General features: G+C 39.5%; 21 protein-coding genes and 1 riboswitch. Of the genes, 12 read left to right on the top strand and 9 right to left on the bottom strand.

The genetic code is table 11. From position 1 onward, the window contains the following. The first annotated feature begins 168 nt into the window (after positions 1-168). From F4W09_RS09240 to F4W09_RS09230, 3 genes are all read left to right on the top strand, one after another. Positions 169-1455 (top strand): acyl-CoA dehydrogenase family protein, encoded by a 1287-nt coding sequence (locus tag F4W09_RS09240; RefSeq protein WP_171492420.1) that lies wholly within the window; start codon positions 169-171, stop codon positions 1453-1455. 24 nt (positions 1456-1479) lie between these two features. Next, positions 1480-2679, top strand: a complete 1200-nt coding sequence (locus tag F4W09_RS09235; RefSeq protein WP_044738459.1) for an acyl-CoA dehydrogenase family protein — start codon at positions 1480-1482, stop codon at positions 2677-2679. 81 nt (positions 2680-2760) lie between these two features. Then, complete coding sequence (locus tag F4W09_RS09230) at positions 2761-3246, top strand: GNAT family N-acetyltransferase (RefSeq protein WP_151504596.1); 486 nt, start codon at positions 2761-2763, stop codon at positions 3244-3246. A 75-nt stretch (positions 3247-3321) separates the two neighbouring features. Here F4W09_RS09230 and F4W09_RS09225 read toward each other — a convergent pair whose 3' ends face one another. Beyond that, positions 3322-4539: an alkane 1-monooxygenase gene (locus F4W09_RS09225; protein ID WP_151504595.1), complete on the bottom strand. Its 1218-nt coding sequence runs from the start codon at positions 4537-4539 to the stop codon at positions 3322-3324. A gap of 187 nt (positions 4540-4726) precedes the next feature. Between F4W09_RS09225 and F4W09_RS09220 the strand changes: the two genes are divergently transcribed. Beyond that, positions 4727-5650, top strand: coding sequence for an AraC family transcriptional regulator (locus tag F4W09_RS09220; RefSeq protein WP_151504594.1), 924 nt, complete (start codon positions 4727-4729; stop codon positions 5648-5650). Between the two features lie 17 nt (positions 5651-5667). Here the strand turns inward: F4W09_RS09220 and lpxB are convergent, their stop codons facing one another. After that, positions 5668-6837, bottom strand: coding sequence for a lipid-A-disaccharide synthase (gene lpxB / locus F4W09_RS09215; protein ID WP_151504593.1), 1170 nt, complete (start codon positions 6835-6837; stop codon positions 5668-5670). 221 nt (positions 6838-7058) lie between these two features. Between lpxB and F4W09_RS09210 the strand changes: the two genes are divergently transcribed. The 7 genes from F4W09_RS09210 to F4W09_RS09180 all read left to right on the top strand — a co-directional run bounded on the left by F4W09_RS09210 (position 7059) and on the right by F4W09_RS09180 (position 14264). Then, complete coding sequence (locus F4W09_RS09210) at positions 7059-9230, top strand: TonB-dependent siderophore receptor (RefSeq protein ID WP_151504592.1); 2172 nt, start codon at positions 7059-7061, stop codon at positions 9228-9230. A gap of 62 nt (positions 9231-9292) precedes the next feature. After that, the gene (locus tag F4W09_RS09205; protein WP_151504591.1) at positions 9293-9586 is read left to right on the top strand and encodes a hypothetical protein; all 294 of its coding nucleotides are present in this window, start codon (positions 9293-9295) and stop codon (positions 9584-9586) included. Positions 9587-9589: 3 nt separating this feature from the next. Continuing rightward, positions 9590-11146, top strand: coding sequence for a PepSY-associated TM helix domain-containing protein (locus F4W09_RS09200; RefSeq protein ID WP_151504590.1), 1557 nt, complete (start codon positions 9590-9592; stop codon positions 11144-11146). Then, positions 11143-11439: a DUF1634 domain-containing protein gene (locus tag F4W09_RS09195; protein WP_243793181.1), complete on the top strand. Its 297-nt coding sequence runs from the start codon at positions 11143-11145 to the stop codon at positions 11437-11439. Before F4W09_RS09200 ends, F4W09_RS09195 begins: the two co-directional genes overlap by 4 nt. 132 nt (positions 11440-11571) lie before the next feature. Then, a complete protein-coding gene (locus F4W09_RS09190) occupies positions 11572-12462 on the top strand; it encodes a sulfite exporter TauE/SafE family protein (protein ID WP_151504589.1) in 891 nt (296 codons plus the stop codon). Positions 12463-12587: 125 nt separating this feature from the next. Further along, positions 12588-13679, top strand: a complete 1092-nt coding sequence (locus F4W09_RS09185) for a 3-deoxy-7-phosphoheptulonate synthase (RefSeq protein ID WP_042069147.1) — start codon at positions 12588-12590, stop codon at positions 13677-13679. A gap of 60 nt (positions 13680-13739) precedes the next feature. Beyond that, complete coding sequence (locus F4W09_RS09180) at positions 13740-14264, top strand: protein tyrosine phosphatase family protein (protein ID WP_044738452.1); 525 nt, start codon at positions 13740-13742, stop codon at positions 14262-14264. Here F4W09_RS09180 and ispF read toward each other — a convergent pair. Then, complete coding sequence (gene ispF / locus F4W09_RS09175; protein ID WP_016167772.1) at positions 14252-14743, bottom strand: 2-C-methyl-D-erythritol 2,4-cyclodiphosphate synthase; 492 nt, start codon at positions 14741-14743, stop codon at positions 14252-14254. The two genes, F4W09_RS09180 and ispF, sit on opposite strands and share 13 nt — an antisense overlap. 101 nt (positions 14744-14844) lie before the next feature. On the opposite strand from ispF, the gene F4W09_RS09170 reads away from it, so the two are divergent. Then, complete coding sequence (locus F4W09_RS09170; protein ID WP_151504588.1) at positions 14845-15495, top strand: A1S_1983 family putative colistin resistance protein; 651 nt, start codon at positions 14845-14847, stop codon at positions 15493-15495. A 61-nt stretch (positions 15496-15556) separates the two neighbouring features. Here the strand turns inward: F4W09_RS09170 and F4W09_RS09165 are convergent, their stop codons facing one another. From F4W09_RS09165 to kdsA, 6 genes are all read right to left on the bottom strand, one after another. Next, a complete protein-coding gene (locus F4W09_RS09165) occupies positions 15557-16801 on the bottom strand; it encodes a D-amino acid dehydrogenase (RefSeq protein ID WP_151504587.1) in 1245 nt (414 codons plus the stop codon). A 142-nt stretch (positions 16802-16943) separates the two neighbouring features. Continuing rightward, a riboswitch (glycine riboswitch) is annotated at positions 16944-17032 on the bottom strand. Positions 17033-17238: 206 nt separating this feature from the next. Further along, positions 17239-18375, bottom strand: coding sequence for a rod shape-determining protein RodA (gene rodA, locus F4W09_RS09160; protein ID WP_151504586.1), 1137 nt, complete (start codon positions 18373-18375; stop codon positions 17239-17241). Positions 18376-18501: 126 nt separating this feature from the next. Next, complete coding sequence (gene ispD / locus F4W09_RS09155; protein ID WP_151504585.1) at positions 18502-19218, bottom strand: 2-C-methyl-D-erythritol 4-phosphate cytidylyltransferase; 717 nt, start codon at positions 19216-19218, stop codon at positions 18502-18504. Then, a complete protein-coding gene (gene ftsB, locus F4W09_RS09150) occupies positions 19184-19585 on the bottom strand; it encodes a cell division protein FtsB (protein ID WP_151504584.1) in 402 nt (133 codons plus the stop codon). Before ftsB ends, ispD begins: the two co-directional genes overlap by 35 nt. Positions 19586-19602: 17 nt before the next feature. After that, the gene (gene eno / locus F4W09_RS09145) at positions 19603-20892 is read right to left on the bottom strand and encodes a phosphopyruvate hydratase (protein WP_044738445.1); all 1290 of its coding nucleotides are present in this window, start codon (positions 20890-20892) and stop codon (positions 19603-19605) included. Positions 20893-20936: 44 nt separating this feature from the next. Continuing rightward, entirely contained in the window at positions 20937-21794 is an 858-nt protein-coding gene (gene kdsA, locus F4W09_RS09140; RefSeq protein WP_044738444.1) for a 3-deoxy-8-phosphooctulonate synthase, read from the bottom strand. Between the last annotated feature and the right edge of the window lies 1 nt (position 21795).

The following is a 21795-nucleotide window of genomic DNA, read 5'->3' as shown; positions in this document are numbered from 1 at the left end:
CTATAAATCTTCATAATATAAATCAGTATATTAAACCAAATCCAACTACTAGATTACCGTTTATCTTTGACAATTGAGTATGTCAACAATGACATAGTTTTTTATATAACGTCATGTCAGCATAAAAATAGCAATTATGCTCATATGGAACGAAAAATAATGACAAATATGGTCAATAAGGCACAAGGATTAGGTTTATCGCTGATTACAAAAATTGCTGGAAGCGACGTTCTGGATCAACTTAAGCTTAGAAAATTCTTAGAAAAATCATTATATCAAGGCTCTAAAACCAGTTTTAAAGCCCTAAGCAAAACACAAAAGGTTTTTAATGGTGCGGAGCCTCATACTAAACAACGCCTACCTAGTCAGCAAAAATCTCTGTTCGACCTCAGCTTAACCGCAGAACAGCAGATGACCTGCGATGCCATGAGTCAGTTTGCGACAGAAGTTCTCTACCCACTTGCCCATCAAGCCGACCATCAAGAACAATTCCCTCAGCAACTCTGGGCACACGTTGATGAATTAGGCTTAAATTATTATGCATTACCTGAATCTTTTGGGGGTGTTGCCACTGAAAAAGACATCATCAGTCATATCTTAATTGCAGAACACTTGGCCAAAGGCGATTTCAGCCTAACAGCAGGAATGCTCTCAACGTTTAGTGTAATTAATGCCATAACACAATGGGGTTCCAAACAGATACAAGAACGTTATTTATCTGCATTTGCTGAAGATAGTGAAGTCAGAGCCAGCTTTGCTGTCCAAGAAAATACACCTGCATTCAATCCAATGCAGCTTAAAACCAAAGCCCTCAACAATGATGGTCAAATTTATTTAAGTGGTGAAAAAACATTGGTAATGCTGGGTGAAACCGCCGATGTATTTCTTGTAACTGCTGAATTTCAAGGTCGACCAGATGTATTTGTCGTGAAACGTGATACTTCTATTCGTGCTCAGAAAAATCCTGCAATGGGTTTAAAAGCCACGGAAACCATGACTTTACAGTTTAATCAAACTCCAGCTGAACGCTTAGGAGATGATGACTTTGATTACACAGCTTTTATAGATCTAGGAAATCTTATGTGGTGTGCCATGGCCGTAGGCACTTGTGAAGCAGTTAAACAATACTGTATTCGCTATGCCAATGAACGAACAGCTTTTGGTGAACCGATTTCTCATCGTCAAAGCGTGGCTTTTATGATTGCAGATATGGCGATTGAAATTGATGCCATGCGTATGTTGGTGTTGAATGCTGCAAGTTTGGCAGAAGCAGGTAAACCTTATCATCGTGAAGCATATCTTGCTCGTCTACTCTGCGCTGAAAAATCCATGAAAATTGGAACAGACGGCGTGCAAATTTTAGGTGGACATGGTTTCACCAAAGAACATCCCGTAGAACGTTGGTACCGTGATTTACGTGCTACGGCGATCTTACATTCAGGTTTACACGCTTAAAAGAATAAAATAAAGGTATCGCTCATGAACTTACAAAACCCTAAAAAATTTAAAATCTTACTCGACCAAGCCCATGAAGTCGCGTTAAATGTGTTGCGCCCAATTTCCCGCAAATACGATAAGGCCGAACATGCCTACCCGAAAGAACTGGATATGCTTGCATCCTTACTCGATGGCATGAATGATGGCGGTGAAGGCATTAACGCTGGAGCTGCGGTAGGAAAACGCGGTTCACAAGATGACAGCAATAAAAATGGCGTCAATATGTCTACAGCATTGGGTATTATCGAAATGTGTTATGGCGATACAGGGCTGTTACTGTCTATGCCACGTCAGGGACTTGGCAATTCAGCGATTGCTGCCGTTGCGAACGATGAACAATTGGAGCGCTTCAAAGGCACATGGGCTGCAATGGCAATCACCGAACCCAATTGTGGTTCTGACTCTGCTGCTATTCGCACCACAGCCACTAAAGATGGTGACGACTACATCTTAAATGGTGAAAAAATATTTGTGACTTCTGGCGAACGTGCCGATTCTGTTGTGGTCTGGGCGACACTGGATAAAAAACTTGGTCGTGCTGCCATCAAATCTTTTGTAGTACCAAAAGGTACAGCAGGTATGACAGTTGAACGACTGGAACACAAACTCGGAATTAAAGCATCTGATACTGCCGTGATTCGTTTTGACCAATGTCGTGTCCCTGCGGAAAACTTACTCGGCAATGCCGAAATTGATGTCGCAAAAGGCTTTGCTGGGGTGATGGAAACTTTTGATAACACGCGTCCTTTGGTCGCTGCAATGGCTATTGGATGTGCCAAAGCCTCTTTAGAACGCATCAAAGAAATTTTTCAGGATCAACTTGATTCAAACTATGCCACCCCTTATTTGCAATGTTCCAACCTAGCAGCTCAGATTTATAAAATGGAAGCAGAATGGGAAGCCGCACGTCTGCTCATGTTAAAAGCTACGTGGATGGCAGACAATAAAAAACCAAACTCTAAAGAGGCTTCTATCGCAAAAGCCAAAGCAGGTCGTGTTGGCAATGACATTACATTAAAGTGTGTGGAACTTGCCGCTTCTGTTGGTTATAACGAAACAGAGCTTTTAGAGAAATGGGCACGTGATTCTAAAATCTTGGACATTTTTGAAGGTACGCAGCAAATCCAACAGCTCATTATTGCACGGCGCGAACTGGGTAAAGGCTCAAGTGAGTTAAAGTAAGCCCTATCCGCTTAAAAACACCCTTACAAATGATGGATTATTTGTTATAACAATCCATCATTTAAATACTTTACTTATCCAATGTTTCAAATTCGTACACTCCAAGAACAAGATAATCCTGCAATTGCCCAAATTATTCGTGAGGTGTCCAAAGAATTTGGCCTTGCGCCTGAATCTGGCTTTGCTGTTGCAGACCCTATTTTAGACAATTTATATCAAGTCTATAGTCAGCCAAATGCACAGTATTGGGTAATTGAAAATGCACAAGGTCAAATTTTAGGTGGTGGTGGACTTTCGCCGCTTAGTGGCGATCATGCAACGCTTGAAATTCAAAAGATGTATTTTTTACCTGAAATTAGAGGCTTAGGCTTTGCCAAGCAAATCTTAGAACAATGTTTCGAATTCGCTTCAGCGCGAGGCTATCGTTCCTGTTATTTGGAAACAACCGAATCTTTATGGCAAGCGGTCAAGCTTTATGAAAAATTAGGCTTTCAACACTTATCCGTACCCAAAGGTCATACGGGTCATAGCCATGCCTGTGAAATCTGGATGGAAAAAACACTTTAAAATACACACGAAAATGACATCAATCCCACTGAATTGATGTCATTTCTTGCTCAATTTTAAATGGTGTATAAATCATTATAAGTTCAGTAATTTGTCTATCACACCAAATTTCTTAAAAATCTTCGCTCTACGCTTAGGATGAATATTGGCTTTATTTAAGTCACCGCCATAATGTTTAAATACACGCTTATCCATCATTTTGAACCATAAAGGAGGGATCATGGCAGGTAAAAGCATACTCGCATAGCCACTTGGCAGCTCTGGTGCTTCATCGAAATGTCGCAAAGCTTGGAATGGTCGAGTTGGATAAGCATGATGATCTGAATGGCGTTGCAATTGATATAAGAACAAATTGGTCACAATGTTATTGTTATTCCAACTATGCTCAGGCATGGTTCGCTCATATTTGCCATTTTCATCTTTCTGGCGCAACAAACCATAGTGCTCAATATAGTTAATAATTTCAAACAAACTAATGCCATATAAAGATTGTGTGAGTAAATATGGCGTAATACCTGCACCAAATATTTTAATCATGCTGGCATGAAATGTGGCACTCATTCCCCAGCCTTGTAACAACTCATTATCCTTAGACCAAAACGTCTTGCCTTTACGCTTCAAACGATTACTTTCAATTTCAATTGCAGATTTAAACGAGCCAATCACGGTTCTAGGTAAAAACTCATAAAAAGTTTCCCCCATACGCGAGGATGCAGGGTCTTCTGGTGTCGCCGCACGCTTATGATGCCCATACGGATGCTCAATACGAAAATGGTTATAGCCTGTCGGGACCAAGGCCAAATGTGACAGAATATGATCTAAGCGATCCGACTTATGGCTTAATTCATGGGCTGTATTGACCGCAACGCCGTTAATTGCCCCCATAGAAACGCCGAGTAAAATTTTATCCAATAAAGATGTCTCTTTACGTCCCACCAAATAACATGCATAAACATTGGCTGCATATTGAAGTGGAATAAAAGTTTTTACCAACCGCGCATAATAAGGATCTTGTTCTAATAATTTCACATCTTCAGCAGTCGGGTTATTTTGATCTTTACCAATGAATGCATCAATTGTCGGGATAATGACATGAAGCAATAAGGGGCCACCTAAAGCAAATGCCTTTTTTAATGGACGTGGTGCAAACTGATAGCCTGCTAAAATTCCCATACCAATCACAGGTAAAGCGGGACTGATTGCCCATAAATAACGTTTTTTATCTAAAGCCATCCCCGCTTTAACTGGAAGCAAAATCGAATCCTGTTCTGTTACTTTGACTGTTGCATTCATTTGCAAACCTTTCCTTCTTTTCTTGTTATGTATATATTTTCTTAATTCGTCCTCAAGCTACAGTAGTAACCGTCCATAAAAACTATGTAATCGTCCTTGGCTTAATTTGATAAACAATGACCTACAAACACATATGACAAACTGCTGATCGTTGTATATTTCAGCAGATAAGAAAGAATGAAAAGACATGGATGCACTAAGTAAAATTTTTGATGATATTCATCTGAACAAATCGGAATACCTTTATTTGAAAGCGCAAGGAGACTGGTGTTTTCAATATCAAGACCAGAGTGTGATGGTGGCTTATGCTATGGTCACAGGCCATGCCATCATTCAATTAGATGCAAGTACACAAGTTCAAGCACGTGCGGGCGATTTAATTTTAATCCCTTCAGGTCAAAGCCATACCGCCTTTAATACGCCAAACCCTTTGGTTGATACATTAAATATTACCTATCGTTTCGATGAAACTGGTGAAAAAAGTATTGAATTTGGCACGGGTGAAGAAAAACAGACTGTCATCTTAGCAATCCGCTGCCATATGGACAGTATCATGGCACGACCATTGCTCAATGCCTTACCCCACTCTATTCATCTGCATCAAATGAATGGACAAACGATTCCTGAATGGCTACAAATTGGCTTACAGTTTTTAGCGGTAGAAACGCTACAAGTCCAGCCAGGTCGTGACAAAATTTTAGATCATTTAGTGAGTATATTTTTTATTGAATGCGTTCGCGATTACATTTTACAGCTGAGTGATAGCAACAACTGGTTAGCGGCACTCTCTCACCCAGAATTATCCAATGCCTTAGCAGCCATTCACGAGCAACCGCAACGCGCTTGGACGGTAGAAACTCTGGCAGAACAATGCTGTATGTCTCGTTCCAAATTTGCTCAATTATTTAGTCAAATTGTGGGTGAAACGCCTCTCGCCTATTTGCAGCAACATCGGCTACGCATTGCATCACAATACCTAAGACAAGGACAATACACGATTCAACAAATTGCCCATTTGGTTGGCTATGCGTCTGAAACGGCGTTCAGTCAAACCTTTAAAAAGCAATTTGATCTCACACCTACTCAATATCGCCAACAATTTATGAAATAGCCCAAATACTGCGTACGTTAGAGCAAACTTAAAATGGCTTGTACGGGATCTTCACTATTGCCCGAAAGTAGCTGTTTATGCATGGTAATGTGCTGCATAACCTGAATTTGCGCCACTTCAATATTCATCAGTTTTTCGATTTCATGTGCCAAATTTTCTGGTGTTGCATCATTCTGAATCAACTCCTGAATCACTTTTTTGCCTGCAATAATATTTGGCAAAGAATAATAAGGAATCTTGATCAGCAATTTTGCAATAAAATAAGTCAAAGAATTGAGCTTATAAAAAGTCACCATCGGACGGTGTAACAGCATCGCTTCTAAAGTTGCTGTGCCTGAAGCCAAAGCCACAATATTAGCTGCATTCATCACCTGACGACCAATTTTAGACTCCGTGTCTGTATTTTCTAATAAATGCACTTTAGCGCGGAAAGCATCAGAATAATGTTGCAGTAAATGTCCAATTTGCTGTTTACGGGCATCGTTAATCGCTGGGATCAGAAATTCGTAGTCTGGATATTTTTGGCTCAGAATTTCCCCTGCTTTGAGTACCAATGGACCTAAGCGTTCGACTTCACCACGACGACTGCCTGGCAATAACGCAATATGCTTTTGGTCTGTTGCTAAACCAAGTTCTTGCTTGGCTTCGACTAAATCATTTTTTAAAGGCAGTTGACTTGCTAATGGATGACCAACAAAAGCTGCTGGTACATCAAACCGTTTATAGAAAGCTTTTTCGAATGGAAATAAACACAGCACCAAGTCAATACTTGCCTTAATTCCATGCACACGTCCTTGTCGCCATGCCCAAACCGAAGGGCTGACATATTGCACAGTTTTAATCGGTAATTGTTTTTGTTTCAAACTTTTAGATAAACGCAAATTAAAATCAGGTGCATCTATACCGATAAAGATATCTACGGGTTGTTTCGTCCATTTTTCAACCAGACCATCACGTACTGCAAATAATTTTTTAATGTCTTTTAAGACCTCAACAATCCCCATAACCGATAAAATATCCATCGGATAGTCACTTTGAAAGCCTTCCGCAATCATTTGAGGACCACCAATTCCTTCAAACTCAGCATCAATTCCTTGTTCACGAAAACTGCGAATTAATTTGGCACCTAAAGTATCACCAGAAACTTCACCGACGACGATGCCTATTTTTAATTTTTTGTTGTTCAAGACTTTATGCTCTGTTCAAAGTTAAACGTCTCAATATTCTAGCATAGGCAATGCATTTGAAAAATTTAGGAAAATGGTTAAAGCGTAAAACTACACCACTTTCTAAATCTAATTTGACCATGAAGTCTTTTTAACTCATCTAGATTTACAATAGTTACACAATTGAACATTCTTAAATTTAAAAATAAACTTAATGCTAATCATTTACATTTTCAATCATCATGTTAAAGTCCCCCGCGTTATTTAAGTATTCCTTACTTGCTCTTACCATTGCACATATCAATCTTAGTTTTGCCCAAGATGATGTTACAACGCTGTCTACTATTCAGCTACGAGCCGATGTAACAACCAATCAAAGCTCCGAGGAAACCAAGGCGTACAAGGTTAAAAAAAGTAATAGCGCCACCAAACTGAATATTGATACACAAGAAACACCACAAACTGTAAATGTGGTGACACGTCAGCAAATTGATGATTTCGGCTTAAATTCAACACGCGAAGTATTAAAAAATACGCCAGGGGTGACGGTTCTTAATCAGGAAACTGAACGAACTACTTATATGGCACGTGGGTTTGAAATCTCTAATATTCTGACTGACAGTGTTGGCTTTCCTCTTTCTAACTGGAACTATAACAATACCAATCCTGATACTTTCTTCTATGATCGAGTTGAAGTGATTAAAGGCGCCGATGCCCTTTCCAATGCCTTTGGTGACCCTAGCGCGACAATTAACAATATTCGCAAACGCCCAACCAAAGAGTTTCAAGCCAATGCAGGAATGAGTTATGGTTCATGGAATACGGAACGTTATGAAGCAGATATTTCAGGGTCTCTTACTCAAGATGGACGCGTTCGTGGCCGATTAATGGGCTATGAACAAACGGGGGATTCTTATTTAGATCGATATTCTTCTGAAAAAAATGGTTTTGCAGGAGTTATTGAAGCGGATCTGACAGATACGACCTTGTTAACTGTTGGTTATAGCCAAAATCAGAATAAACCTAATGCAAACAACTGGGGAGCTTTACCTTTACTTGGAGCAAATGGTCAACAACTGTCTTATGACCAAAAATACAATCCAAACCCAGACTGGGCACATTGGGACAATACTGCTCAAAATGCTTTTGTAGAGTTAAAACAAAAACTTGGAGATAAATGGGCTGCTAAACTTACCTATAACTACAATGATTTAGAACATAATAGCCGTTTACTCTATTATTACGGCAATCCACAAGCCGATGGTTCAGGGGTTTCCCTCACAGCATGGGGTGGTAAAGAACATCTACGTCAACATCTTGCCGACCTAAATTTTGAAGGAAGTTACGACTTATTTAATCGAGAACACGAAGCCACTTTCGGATACAGCCGCATTCAATCTGAACAGAATGATCAGCAATCTAGCGGCTTTATTAATGACAGTAATATCAATAATGTAACTAGTGTTTATAATGGTGTTTCATATACAACACAATACACAACCAATTGGGCAAGCTGGACACCCAAATCAGTCACATGGTCTGCATTTTCTGATGCAGCCGACTATAAACAAGATATCAACTCTTTCTATGCAGCCACACGTCTACATTTAACCGATAATTTAAAATTCATTTTAGGTGGCAATTATGTTGAGGCCTCGAGTAAAGGCATAAGTTATGGCTCTGCCATGAACTATGATGAAAGTAAGTTCTCCCCATATACAGGATTAACTTATAATTTCACACCAGAATATACAGGTTACATGAGCTATACATCTATTTTCAGACCACAAACGGGTATAGAAGAAACCACGGGGCAAGCACTCAAACCAGTCGAAGGTGAAAGCTATGAAGCTGGTTTTAAAAGCTCATGGTTAGACGATAAATTAACTGGCTCACTTGCTGTATTTAGAACAGAGCAAAATAACTATCCTCTGCGCAACTCTGATGGCAATCCATTAAATCGTAAGGTACAAAGCAGTGACCTACGCTCTCAAGGTGTTGAGCTTGGTCTATCTGGTCAATTAACCGATAACATAAATCTGGCATTTGGATATACACAATTCAGCCTGAAAGATCTGAAAAATGGTGGTGCCGCCAGAACTTACAATCCAAATCAGACAATTAACCTATTAGCGACATATACAGTGCCTGCTTTACCTAAATTAAAAGTTGGTGCTGGTTTTCAATGGCAAGATAATATTAAACTCTATGACCCAAATTTAAACAGCACCATCACTCAGGATGATTATGCCCTAATCAACTTAATGGCAAGCTATGACGTCAACAAACATGTCAGCCTACAGGTTAACGGTAATAATATTACCGATAAGAAGTATTTAAATAGCTTCCCTAATGGTCAAGCATTTTATGGCGAGCCAGCAAACTATACGATGTCTGTAAAATTTAAGTATTAATGAACCCGCCAAGCCTGAACCATCAGGCTTGTTTTTTTTGCATTTCCATAGTGATTCATTTTATGAGTAAAGCATTACCTCTTTCTCTGACCTACCGTATTCAAGTGCTATATCGTTTTGTTATAGCCTTCATACTTGGTTTTATTTGTACCGCTTTACTCAGTTTAGCCTTAACACATCTGTTTCATCTGAGTTTACCCAAAGCAGAATCAATCTTTTTAGCGGCGTTCATCAGTCTTATTTTTTATGTTTTCTTTGTAATTACCAGTTTCAGCATTCAATCACTGACTAAGCTCACTCTCATGAGCACGGCATCTTGTGCTGTTCTTTTTGTCTTATTTCTTGGAATGGGCTAATTCATGCATAAAATTATTCGTCAATCGATGGCATGGTTACATTCTTGGACAGGGCTACTGCTCGGATGGGTCATATTTGCAATATTCCTAATGGGAACAGCATCGTATTATCGCCACGAAATTAACTTATGGATGCAACCCCAACTGGCTAAATATGAGATTCAACAACAAACCGCCATTCTATCGGCGACAAACTATTTGCAAAATCATGCACCCGACGCAAAATCATGGTTTATAGATATTGCCTCAGCCGAATCACCTGTCAATAATATTTATTGGCAAAAAGCTGATGGCGGCTATGAAAGTAAAACTCTAGATGCAACTACAGGAAAAGAATTGAGCCTTTCAGCTACTGAAGGTGGTGACTTTTTTTATCACTTCCATTATCAACTTTTTGGTTTACCCGTTGATATCGGACGAGTTGCCGTTTCTATCGCTGCTTTTATTATGCTGATTGCCCTAATTTCAGGCATTATTACCCATAAAAAGATTTTCATCGATTTCTTTACTCTTCGAACCTTTAAATCGCAGCGTTCTTGGCTTGATTTTCATAATGTATCCTCCGTGATTGCACTGCCTTTTTTCTTGATGATTACCTTTACGGGTTTGGCAATTTTCTTTTATCTGTATCTTCCTTGGGGTATGAAAGCGCTTTATCCTGAAAATCCATATCAGTATTTTACTGAAATCCGAACCAATGTCGTGACGCAAAACACCTTAATAACACCTCAGGCTAATTTGCCAATGTCCGAATTACTACAAAAAGTGGAACAGCATTGGGGCAAGCAAGATTTGCGTTCCATTTCGGTACAAAATCCAAATACAAATCAAGCTTTATACACGTTTACACAGCTACAAGATCATAGTATTACGGGCAATCAACCTCAAATTACTTTACGTGGGCACGATGCATTGATGACTGCCGCAACACGGAATAATAGTAGTGTTGCCACCTTAAGCTTTGGCGTGTATGGCTTACATATGGCGACCTTTGCTCAACCCTTGTTACGTCTGGCCTTATTTTTTTCAGGGCTGTTAGGTTGTTGCATGATTGCATCGGGACTATTGTTATGGAGTCTAAAACGACAACTCCAAAATAAAACACAGCAGTTTCACTGGGGTCATTATCTTGTCGACCGACTGAATGTAGCGACTTTTGTGGGTTTACCCCTCGCAATGATGGGTTATTTCTATACCAATCGTTTGGTCTTTATCACCGCTGATATGCCCAATTATGAAATTTACAATTTCTTTATATTCTGGGGCTTAAGTTTGGTCGCAGCATTTTTCACGCCAAAACAATGGCTGTGGCGGTCTCAATTGATCTGCTTAATTATCTTGGCTGCATGTCTACCTGTTTTTGATTTATTTTACTTAATTCAGCACCAGTATATTGATAGTCTTAGGAGCTACTGGGCTTTTTTCCGTGTAGATCTATTTTTTATTTTACTCGCTATTTTAAGCTATTTTATTTTTAAGAATATTCATCCGATTCAAACAACAGCTAAACAAAAAATCATCAAGAAACTCACTTCAACACCAGAGGTAAAAACGTCATGATGATTATGTTTAGCTTTGCTTTTATCTTTCTAGGTTTGTGGGTTTTGCACTTGCTTAGTAGCAAGCAGATTATGAAAACCAAGCAATCCTCGCTACATGTTTTGACGCAATATCCATTCATTAGTCGCTGTTTAGCTTATCTTCTATTCTTTAGTGCTGCTGCCATTTTAATTGATCATTATGGAATCTCAATTGGATTTGTCAGTTGGTGGATTTTTGCCAGCCCAGTATCCCTTCTTTTAATTATGTGTATCAATGACTTAAAAAAGAGTTCGGTAAAGAAAAGAAGCTAAAATTTACATCATTTCATATAACGCTAAAGATTGCTTTAGCGTTTTTTTGCATAAGCAAATCATTTATCAAGACAAACACTTATCTCAAAAAGTCATAACATATGCATGGTTTATCATATTTGGCTTCTATACATGTTTGGTTCTCTTGAATATATTCTTGCAGGCGTTTTGGTTGGGTTTTGTGTGGGTATTACGGGTGTAGGCGGTGGTTCTCTCATGACCCCTATTCTGATTAGCCTGTTTAAAATTGAGCCTCACATCGCAATTGGAACCGATCTATTGTATGCATCGATTTCTAAGTTTTGCGGTTCGATGGTCCATGCCAAAAAAATGAATATTGTCTGGCCCATCGTCATTTGGCTCGCTGTAGGCAGTATTCCAGCCTCTTTTGCCACACATTGGGTACTAGATAATTATTTAAGCCAGTCCACACACTATAAAGCTGTTCTGACAATGGTCTTAGGCTTTATGCTGACCTTAACTGGTGTATCTATTATTTTCCGTGGGCATATTGAACGCTTTTTCAATAAATTCCGTAAAGATGAACAATTAGATATGACCGAAGACTTGGAAAAAGTAAACTTCCGAGCCAAAAATAAACGCGCTTATATCATTATCATGGGTGTGGTGCTTGGTGTATTTGTGACTTTATCCTCTGTAGGTGCAGGCGCGTTTGGTATCATGGCATTGGTCATCATGTTCCCTAATTTACCTATGATTCGCATCATTGGTTCTGATGTAGTACATGCTGTGCTACTCACGCTCGTAGCTGGTCTTGGTCACATGAGCTCAGGTAATGTCGATTTCCAACTTTTAGGTTGGTTATTGGTCGGCTCAATTCCTGCCATCATTATCGGGACATTGATTAGTTCTCGATTACCCGAAAAAATTATTCGTAAAATCTTGGGGATCACACTTTTTGCCCTAGGTGTGAATTTTATGATTCATCCTGTAAAAGCGAAACCTGTTCAAAAACCGACCACTGCAATGGTTTATACTGTAGAAAAATCACACAGCGTTTAAACTATCTATTGGGATAATCTGTTTTTTTCACGGTTTTATTAGTCTTTTGTATAGCAAAAGGCTAATTAAATCGTGCTATATTCAATCAACTAAAAAACTCTTGTATGATCGATCTAGTGACAGCAATGAATACACAACAGCCAACCCCTATTACTCAATCAGACATTGACGACTTAAATGTGAAAAGCATTCAGCCTTTAGTAACTCCAGCAGAACTAAAAAAAGAATTGCCATTAACTGGAAATGCATATCAAACCGTACTTAAAGGTCGTGAAACGATTCGCAATATTTTAGATGGTAAAGATAAGCGTCTTTTTGTCGTAATTGGTCCTTGTTCTATTCACGATACAGTTGCTGCTCATGATTATGCAGATCGCCTAAAAGTACTCAGCGAAAAAGTTAAAGATACACTTTATATCGTAATGCGTGTGTATTTCGAAAAACCGCGTACTACAGTAGGTTGGAAAGGTTTAATTAACGACCCAGATATGAACGACTCGTTCAATATTGAAAAAGGTCTACGTATCGGTCGTCAATTGCTGTTGGAATTGAATGAAAAAGGTTTACCTTGTGCCACTGAAGCGCTTGACCCGAACTCACCACAATATTATCAAGATTTAATTTCTTGGTCTGCGATTGGCGCACGTACAACTGAAAGCCAAACTCACCGTGAAATGTCTTCAGGTTTATCTTCTCCTGTTGGTTTCAAAAATGGCACAGATGGCGGCTTAACTGTTGCAACTAATGCGATGCAATCAGTTAAACACGGGCATAGTTTCTTAGGTTTGAATGAACTTGGTCAAGTTTCTGTGATTCGCACCAGCGGCAACCCATATGCACATGTGGTTTTACGTGGTGGTAATGGTAAACCTAACTATGATGCAGGCTCAGTGGCAGAAGCTGAAAATGCATTAGCAAAAGCCAAAGTCAGTACCAAAATCATGATTGATACCAGTCATGCCAACTCTAACAAAGACCCATTCTTGCAACCTCTTGTTCTAAAAAATATTACTGAACAAATTTTAGATGGAAACAAATCGATTGTCGGTATTATGGTTGAAAGCCATTTAAAAGGCGGTCGTCAAGATATTCCTGACAACCTATGTGATTTAGAATATGGTAAGTCAGTTACAGATGGCTGTATTGACTGGGATACAACAGAGAAAGTATTGCTAGAAATGCACAACGCTTTGAAAGATGTATTACCAAATCGCTAAGCATCCAAGCGCCATCCCCTAGGATGGCGTTTTGTTTAATGCCAATGAAAAGTTACCGTTATGAATCAACTTGAAAACGCCTTAAGCCACATTGACCATTTCCAGTTCGTGCATGAACATTTATTCAGTTCTGGGCAACCGACAATTGAACAGTTAAAACACATCAAAGAATATGGTGTAACAACTGTAATCAATCTGGCACTAAACGATGCTGAAAACCATCTTCAGAATGAAGACCGTATTTGCTTAGAACTAGGGTTGAATTATGTTCATATTCCTATTCTTTGGGACACACCTTCAGATGAACAATGTCTCTTAGTTTTAGACATGTTGCATCATTTGGTTCAAGAGCAGATGGTTTGGGTTCATTGTGCTCATAACCTTCGTGTCAGTAGCCTAATCTATCTTTATCGCCAGTATTATATGGACATAGATATCGCCAGCGCTCAAGATTTGCTACATGCCGTTTGGGAACCAAATGAGACGTGGACAGGACTAATTCATGCTGTAGCCTTACAACTTCAAGGTCGTAAAGCTACCAAAGAGTTACAACAGTCACTGATGAGTGTAAATCATTTTGCTTGATGGCTAATCAAAACTGTAGCGGTTGCCAAAATACCTTCCTGACGACCCGTAAAACCTAGTTTTTCTGTGGTTGTTGCTTTAATACTAATTTGAGTAACATCCACATTCAGCACATCCGCAATTGATTGTCGCATCTCTAAATTATACTTTGCTAATTTTGGACGCTCACAGGCTACTGTCATATCAGCATTATTCAATACATAACCACGATCTAAAATTAATTGGTACACATGTTTTAATAGCACTCGACTGTCTGCGCCTTTAAATTCAGGATCTGTATCTGGAAAATGCTGACCAATATCGCCCAGTGCAAGTGCGCCCAATAATGCATCACATAACGCATGTAGTACTACATCACCATCGGAATGAGCTTTTAAACCGTGTGTATGCGGAATTTTAACGCCAGCCAAAGTAACAAATTCGCCTTCCTCAAAAGCGTGTACATCCATTCCCTGACCAATTCGAATATGTGCGACCATTAAGTTACGCTCCCTCAGAAATAAATGCTTGAAATCTTGTATTCAGTGTTTCGACTTCGCTATAGTTACACTAGCACAGTGTTGTGAAAGTATAAGCCATCATGTTGTTGAATACAGACATTAAATTCCTTAAAACTATAGCATTTTTCATTGGTATCGGTTGCATGTACACCAACCTGAGTTACGCTCAAGAAATTGATTGTAGTAAAACTGACACCGCTGCAATTAAAACAATGTGTTCTAGCAGTTTCGAACAGCAACGACAAAAACTCAAAAATCAATATCTGACTGCATTTTTAATCAGTGATGCACCATTACGATTATTAGATGATACCCATAGTGTATGGCTTAAACGCACACAACAATGTAAATCTGAATCTTGTTTTAAACAGCAATTTGAGCTTCGTACCGATGATTTAAATTTTTATACCTCCTTGAATCAGAGCTTGACCCAACATTATTTAAAATTTGAAAATGGTAAGCTTGCACAACAACCAATTCATCTACAAGTTCATCAGCTTAGTAAAGACAGTATTAAAATTGAAGGAATTGCCTACCGCAACCCAAACAACAAGAAAGAAACTCAAACGATTCCTTTCTTGGCTTATACGACCCCAGAGAAAAAACAAAATATTGTCGACAATGAACATGACTGTAAATATCAATTTGATTATTACAAAGCAATTTTAACTGTCAAAACCCAACAAAAAGGTTGTGAGCGATTTACTGGTGTTTATCGCCTATATGATTAATCTATACAACTTCACGGAATAAAAAAAGGCACAGAAAATTCTGTGCCTTTTTTTGCTGATATTAAGCTGGATAAGTTGAAGCAATCTCCTGACTGATCATCACTGCTGTTGCGGCAGACAAAGTCCAACCTAAATGCCCATGTCCTGTATTATAAAATACTCGCTCACGTCGACCGCGACGCACAATTGGCATCATATTCGGCATCATGGGGCGTAAACCCGCCCAAGGTACGACACTCTGCGTGGAGATATCGAAGTTTTTATTCGCCCAATCCACCAAAGGCTGAATTCGATCGGAACGAATATCACGGTTATACCCATTAAACTCTGCGGTACCTGCAATTCTTAAGCGGCTAGCTCCTAAACGTGATGTAACAATCTTAGCACTTTCATCGAGCAAGCTCACCCATGGCGCATGTTGTACACTTTGCTCATCATTTAGGTTAATGGTTATTGAATAGCCTTTTACAGGATAAACATTCACTTTATCACCCAGTAAATGTGCCAATTGATAGCTACCTACACCACCACAAACCACCACAGCATCGGCGTCAAAATATTCTGATGTCTGTTCTACTGAATGCATATTTTCAGTACTGGCTTTACAGACCACTGTTACCCCTTTTTCATGGTGCTGTACATCTGTCACTTCTAAGCCAAAACGATATTTTACTCCATATTTTTCTGTCGCTTTGGCTAGTCCATTGGTAAATTTATGGATATCTCCCGTTGCATCATCAGGACAATAAAAACCAGCATAGTAGTCACCCGTCAAACTTGGCTCAATCTGTTTAATTTCTTCAGGTGTGACCGCATGGCGCTCTAAACCACCTGTACAAAGTAATTCATTTACTCGTGTTGCCACTTCATAATCAGCCTGATTATGATAAAAATGTAATATGCCTCGTTTTTCCAAATCAAACTGAATTTGCTCCTGTTCAGCAATATCAAATAAACGTTTCCGTGCGATCAGTGCTAATTTCACCGTATCACGGGTATTTTCTTTATAGTATTTAATATTGCCCAAAAATTCGACTAACCATGCATATTTATGCACATCAAAAGATGGGTTTAACAACAACGGAGCATCTTTGCGAGACATCCATTTAATGCCCTTCAATACAGTCGATTTTTGATTCCAAACTTCTGCATTGCATGCCGAAAGCTGACCACCATTGGCAAATGAAGTTTCCATTGCAGGATAAAGATGTTTATCGATGACGGTTACGTCGTAGCCCAGTTGTGACAATTCGTAGGCTGAAGTTACCCCAGTAATTCCAGAGCCAATAACAATAATATGTGGCATAAAGCACTCCTTGGAAATGCATGCATTCCTTGTGTTGTGCCCCATCTGTCATTGGTACCTGAGAGCTTCGGTCATATTAAACATATAACCATCCCCTTCGGTGAGTGCCTTTGTTATGTTTATGCACTTCTCTCCAGATTTTGAAATTATTACAGTCCTTCTGCCTGAGAGTTTCCGGGGTCGTTGCTCCTTCGGCGAGCACATACTGTGCTTCTCTCCTGCAATAATTGCTTATTATAATATGAGCAATATATATACCATTTACGAGTGCAAAATACACAAATTAAATGCTGTATTATACCAAATCAGCATAATCCAAGTTATTTATCTTTAAATTCATATATTTATAAGATTATTATTTTTTAGATTTTTAATGTAATAAATGAAAAAATAATGTTTCAAAGTATAAAAAAAGCCCCGATTGGGGCTAATGCTTTTTAACGGTGCGTATGCACTGACATAACTATTCCCATGCCAGCTAGTAGTGCAATTACCGCTGTACCGCCATAACTCATTAGAGGCAAGGGATCCCCTGTTACAGGTAAAATACCACTGATCATGCCAGAATTTAAAAAAACAAAGAAGAAGAAGGTCAGACCAATTGCACTCGCCAACAAACGACCATAGTTATGGAAGCAGTTTAGACCAATCATCATACAGCGGAAAATAATGGCTGCATAAAGCGCAAATAGGAATATCACACCTAAAAATCCGAACTCTTCTGAATAGGTCGATAAAATAAAGTCGGTATGATGTTCAGGCAAATAACCCAAATGAGATTGAGTACCTTCCAAATACCCCTTACCCATTAACCCACCAGAACCAATCGCAATTTTCGACTGAATAATATTCCAGCCCGCACCTAGCGCATCAGATTCTGGATCAAATAACGTTAATACTCGCTTCTTTTGGTAAGCCTGTAAGACATACATCCATAACACGGGTGCAGCAACAGCCAACGCGGTCAAAGCCCCTAGAATGAGTCTCCAAGACATACCACTTAAAAACAGTACAAAAATCCCTGGAATAATCAAACCAATGGATAAATCGGGCTGCAAAGCCACCAATACAAATGGTACAAACATAATGACCAGCGCCCCCAAAATATGAATCAATTTGGGTGGAAATGGCTTTCTCGCAAAATACCATGCCATCATTAACGGCATGGCAAACTTCATAAACTCACTGGGTTGCATACTACCGATACCTGGTACAGTCAACCAACGCTTAGCACCTAAACGAGTATCACCTATCACAAGTACCAAAACCAACAACACAATTGAAATCAGATAGAAATATGGACTGGTCGCCTGATAAACCTTCGGTGGAATTTGTGCACAAAGAAATAACAGAATAAAACCCACACCAAAACTGGTGGCCTGACGCAGTACCATTCCCATATCTTCAGCAGTGGCACTATAAACCGCCATTAAACCAATAATAGAATTTACAACCAACAATCCCAGCAACCAAGGATCAAGATGTAAACGGTGCCATTTGGAGGAATCGTCTTTAATACTTCGACCATCACGTAAGGATTGTCGTAAGAAACGATACTGTTGAGAAGGTATCATCTGATGAGGCAATACAGCTAAAAGTGAGCAGAGTATAAATTTAAACTGCGATAGAGTGAATGCTTAATTCCACGTTCAGGAAAATTATTTCGTAAACATTCACTGCAAGCGCAGAAGTTTTTTAAATTAACTTTGCGATTGGATAATCAAACGCGCCAACTGCAAATCATCTGGATAGGTAATTTTGATGTTATCCGAACGCCCATGAACCACTTGCACAGGATGTCCTGCATATTCAAGCGCACTGGCTTCATCTGTAATCACTTGCTGATCTTGTAAAGCCCGTTCAATTGCTTGTTTTAATACACCCAGTTTAGCCATTTGCGGAGTTTGAGCTTGCCATAATAAATCACGACTCACTGTCCGGCTGATGATCGCTTCAGTTTCAACCCGCTTTAAAGTATCGCGGACTGGAATAGCAAGAATAGCAGCTTGATCTGTTTCAATCGCTTTATGAACCAATGTATTTAACACAGGCAAAGTGACACAAGGACGCGCTGCATCATGCACCAATACCCAATCATCTTTATCCGCAATTTGCGTGAGATAAGTTAAGGCATTTAATACAGAGTCAACTCGCTCGTTACCACCAATACAAAAATGTGATTTCTCAGGAGCAGCTAAAGCCAAGGTTGAAATTATATTGTCATCTTGTGCGACAGCAAGTACATAGCCTGCTAGTGCTAAACCGTTTAATCTCTCCACTGTATGCTCTAATACAGTTTTGTGACCAAGCAATTGATATTGTTTTAATTCAGACTGAGAAAAACGACGTCCAGAACCTGCGGCAGGAATCACCACCCAAAGCTTATTGCTCATTAACTGGCTCTGGTGGGATGGCATTGTCATCTTCATTGGTGCGCAAATCTGCTTTAACATTAGGATCAATATAAATAGGTTTATATTGTGTACTGATGGTACTCATTTGAACAAACGTTTCACGCGGTTTAACCAAACCTAAATCTAAACGAGCATGTTCTTCTATGGCTTCAACACCATTTTTTAAATCATAAACTTCAGCTGCAAGAACGCGATTACGCTCTTTAAGCTCATCATTAATTTCTGTTTGTTGTTGGATTTTTTGGGTCAGTTGTTGATGATCATGGTAACCACCTTCACCAAACCAAAATAAGTACTGAAACCCTGCGATCAGTACGATCGCAAGGCCCAATAGTAATTTACTCGCAACGGAGTCAAATACATTTAACATAAATAGCATTCAATCGCTTAGTTCAAACCTTTGAACTCAGCTTTACCGCGATAGATTGCATTAGTCAACTCTTCAATACGAAGCAATTGGTTATATTTTGCAACACGGTCAGAACGGCAAAGTGAACCTGTCTTGATTTGACCAGCCGCTGTACCTACTGCAAGATCCGCAATTGTAGAATCTTCAGTTTCACCAGAACGGTGAGAGATTACAGTTGAGTAGCCATTTGCTTTCGCAAGGTAAATTGCATCAAGAGTTTCAGTCAATGTACCGATTTGGTTGTACTTGATCAGAATAGAATTACCTACTTTCTGGTCAATACCACGTTGTAAAATCTTAGGATTCGTTACGAATAAATCGTCACCAACCAATTGGATTTTGTCACCAAGGATAGACGTTAAGTAAGACCAACCTTCCCAGTCAGACTCGTCCAAACCATCTTCAATTGAGATAATTGGATATTGGTTTACAAGACCTGCTAAATAGTCAGAGAACTGGTTGCTTGTGAATGCTTTATTGCCTTCACCCGCAAGGATATATTGACCATTTTTGTAGAATTCTGAAGATGCACAGTCAAGCGCAAGCATAATATCAGAACCAGCTTTGTAACCAGTTTGACCAATAGCTTCAAGAATAACGGTAATTGCTTCTTCGTTTGAACGCAAGTTCGGTGCAAAACCACCTTCATCACCAACAGCAGTGTTTAAACCTTTTTTGTTTAAAACTGATTTTAGAGAATGGAAGATTTCAGCGCCCGCACGTAATGCTTCAGCGAATGAAGTAAAGCCAACTGGCTCAATCATGAACTCTTGAATATCAACGTTGTTGTCAGCATGTGAACCACCATTGATGATGTTCATCATTGGTACAGGCATGCTCAAAGTCGTTTGACCACGTAAGTCTGCGATGTATTGGAAAAGAGGAATTTTCTTTTCAGTAGCAGCAGCACGTGCAGCAGCCAAAGAAACAGCTAGAGTTGCGTTAGCACCTAGTTTTTCTTTGTTTTCAGTACCATCAAGCGTAATCATCGTGTTATCGATGTCTTTTTGCTCAAATACTGATTTACCCACTAAAGCGTCACGGATTAAAGTGTTTACGTTGTTAACCGCATTTTTAACACCTTTACCCAAATAGCGTGCTTTGTCGCCATCACGAAGTTCTAAAGCTTCACGAGAACCAGTTGAAGCACCAGAAGGTGCACATGCACGACCTACAACACCAGATTCTAGGATAACGTCTGCTTCGATGGTTGGGTTACCACGAGAGTCCAAAATTTCACGTGCACGAATGTCAACGATTTGGCTCATGAATAATTCCTCAGTTGATTAATAACGAGATGCTTTAGAAAGCATCAATGAGTATCTAATTTTGCGAAACCTTTTACCAAGGTATCTAATTCTTTTAGCTGTGCTAAGAACGGCTCAAGCTGCGACATACGTAGTGCACATGGACCATCACATTTGGCTTTTTCAGGATCTGGATGTGCTTCCAAGAACAGACCAGCCAAACCTGTTGCCATACCTGCACGCGCCAATGTCGTGATTTGCGCACGGCGACCGCCCGCTGAATCTGCACGACCACCAGGCGTTTGCAATGCATGCGTCACATCAAAGAATACAGGCACATTCATTTCTTTCATGATGTCGAAGCCCAACATGTCTACAACAAGGTTGTTATAGCCAAATGCAGAACCGCGTTCACATAGAATAAGCTTGTCATTTCCAGCTTCTAAACACTTATGCAAAATATGACGCATTTCGTGCGGCGCAAGGAATTGTGCTTTCTTGATGTTAATAATGGCATCGGTTTTTGCCATTGCTTCAACCAAGTCAGTTTGACGACTTAAGAAAGCAGGCAACTGAATGATATCTGCAACTTCAGCCACTGGCGCAGCTTGGTACGGCTCATGTACATCGGTGATGATTGGCACATTAAAGTGCTTTTTAATGTCCGCCAACCATTCAATTCCTTTTTCCAAACCAGGACCACGGAATGAATTTAGGCTCGAACGATTCGCTTTATCGAAACTTGCCTTAAACACATAGGGAATGTCTAAGCGCTTGCAAATATCAACATAAGTTTCTGCAATTTCAAAAGCTAAATCTTTTGACTCTAATACGTTCATGCCGCCGAATAGTACAAATGGCAAGTGGTTTGCCATTTGTATATCGCCTAAACGTACAATTTCTTGTGGTTTTAATTGTGACATT

It is taken from the genome of Acinetobacter tandoii, from assembly GCF_008867985.1.
GTDB classification, from domain to species: Bacteria; Pseudomonadota; Gammaproteobacteria; order Pseudomonadales; family Moraxellaceae; genus Acinetobacter; species Acinetobacter tandoii.
This window is presented reverse-complemented; position numbering and strand designations above follow the sequence as displayed.

What these genes read in the sequence shown, in the direction of transcription:
- F4W09_RS09240 (WP_171492420.1), top strand. Translation starts at nt 169, where the DNA reads ATGGTCAATAAGGCACAAGGATTAGGTTTATCGCTGATTACAAAAATT.
- F4W09_RS09185 (WP_042069147.1), top strand. Translation starts at nt 12,588, where the DNA reads ATGAATACACAACAGCCAACCCCTATTACTCAATCAGACATTGACGAC.
- eno (WP_044738445.1), bottom strand. Translation starts at nt 20,892, where the DNA reads ATGAGCCAAATCGTTGACATTCGTGCACGTGAAATTTTGGACTCTCGT.
- rodA (WP_151504586.1), bottom strand. Translation starts at nt 18,375, where the DNA reads ATGATACCTTCTCAACAGTATCGTTTCTTACGACAATCCTTACGTGAT.
- F4W09_RS09195 (WP_243793181.1), top strand. Translation starts at nt 11,143, where the DNA reads ATGATGATTATGTTTAGCTTTGCTTTTATCTTTCTAGGTTTGTGGGTT.
- ftsB (WP_151504584.1), bottom strand. Translation starts at nt 19,585, where the DNA reads ATGTTAAATGTATTTGACTCCGTTGCGAGTAAATTACTATTGGGCCTT.
- F4W09_RS09230 (WP_151504596.1), top strand. Translation starts at nt 2,761, where the DNA reads ATGTTTCAAATTCGTACACTCCAAGAACAAGATAATCCTGCAATTGCC.
- F4W09_RS09205 (WP_151504591.1), top strand. Translation starts at nt 9,293, where the DNA reads ATGAGTAAAGCATTACCTCTTTCTCTGACCTACCGTATTCAAGTGCTA.
- F4W09_RS09200 (WP_151504590.1), top strand. Translation starts at nt 9,590, where the DNA reads ATGCATAAAATTATTCGTCAATCGATGGCATGGTTACATTCTTGGACA.
- F4W09_RS09225 (WP_151504595.1), bottom strand. Translation starts at nt 4,539, where the DNA reads ATGAATGCAACAGTCAAAGTAACAGAACAGGATTCGATTTTGCTTCCA.
- F4W09_RS09180 (WP_044738452.1), top strand. Translation starts at nt 13,740, where the DNA reads ATGAATCAACTTGAAAACGCCTTAAGCCACATTGACCATTTCCAGTTC.
- F4W09_RS09210 (WP_151504592.1), top strand. Translation starts at nt 7,059, where the DNA reads ATGTTAAAGTCCCCCGCGTTATTTAAGTATTCCTTACTTGCTCTTACC.
- F4W09_RS09235 (WP_044738459.1), top strand. Translation starts at nt 1,480, where the DNA reads ATGAACTTACAAAACCCTAAAAAATTTAAAATCTTACTCGACCAAGCC.
- ispD (WP_151504585.1), bottom strand. Translation starts at nt 19,218, where the DNA reads ATGCCATCCCACCAGAGCCAGTTAATGAGCAATAAGCTTTGGGTGGTG.
- F4W09_RS09190 (WP_151504589.1), top strand. Translation starts at nt 11,572, where the DNA reads ATGTTTGGTTCTCTTGAATATATTCTTGCAGGCGTTTTGGTTGGGTTT.
- F4W09_RS09220 (WP_151504594.1), top strand. Translation starts at nt 4,727, where the DNA reads ATGGATGCACTAAGTAAAATTTTTGATGATATTCATCTGAACAAATCG.
- F4W09_RS09165 (WP_151504587.1), bottom strand. Translation starts at nt 16,801, where the DNA reads ATGCCACATATTATTGTTATTGGCTCTGGAATTACTGGGGTAACTTCA.
- ispF (WP_016167772.1), bottom strand. Translation starts at nt 14,743, where the DNA reads ATGGTCGCACATATTCGAATTGGTCAGGGAATGGATGTACACGCTTTT.
- kdsA (WP_044738444.1), bottom strand. Translation starts at nt 21,794, where the DNA reads ATGTCACAATTAAAACCACAAGAAATTGTACGTTTAGGCGATATACAA.
- F4W09_RS09170 (WP_151504588.1), top strand. Translation starts at nt 14,845, where the DNA reads ATGTTGTTGAATACAGACATTAAATTCCTTAAAACTATAGCATTTTTC.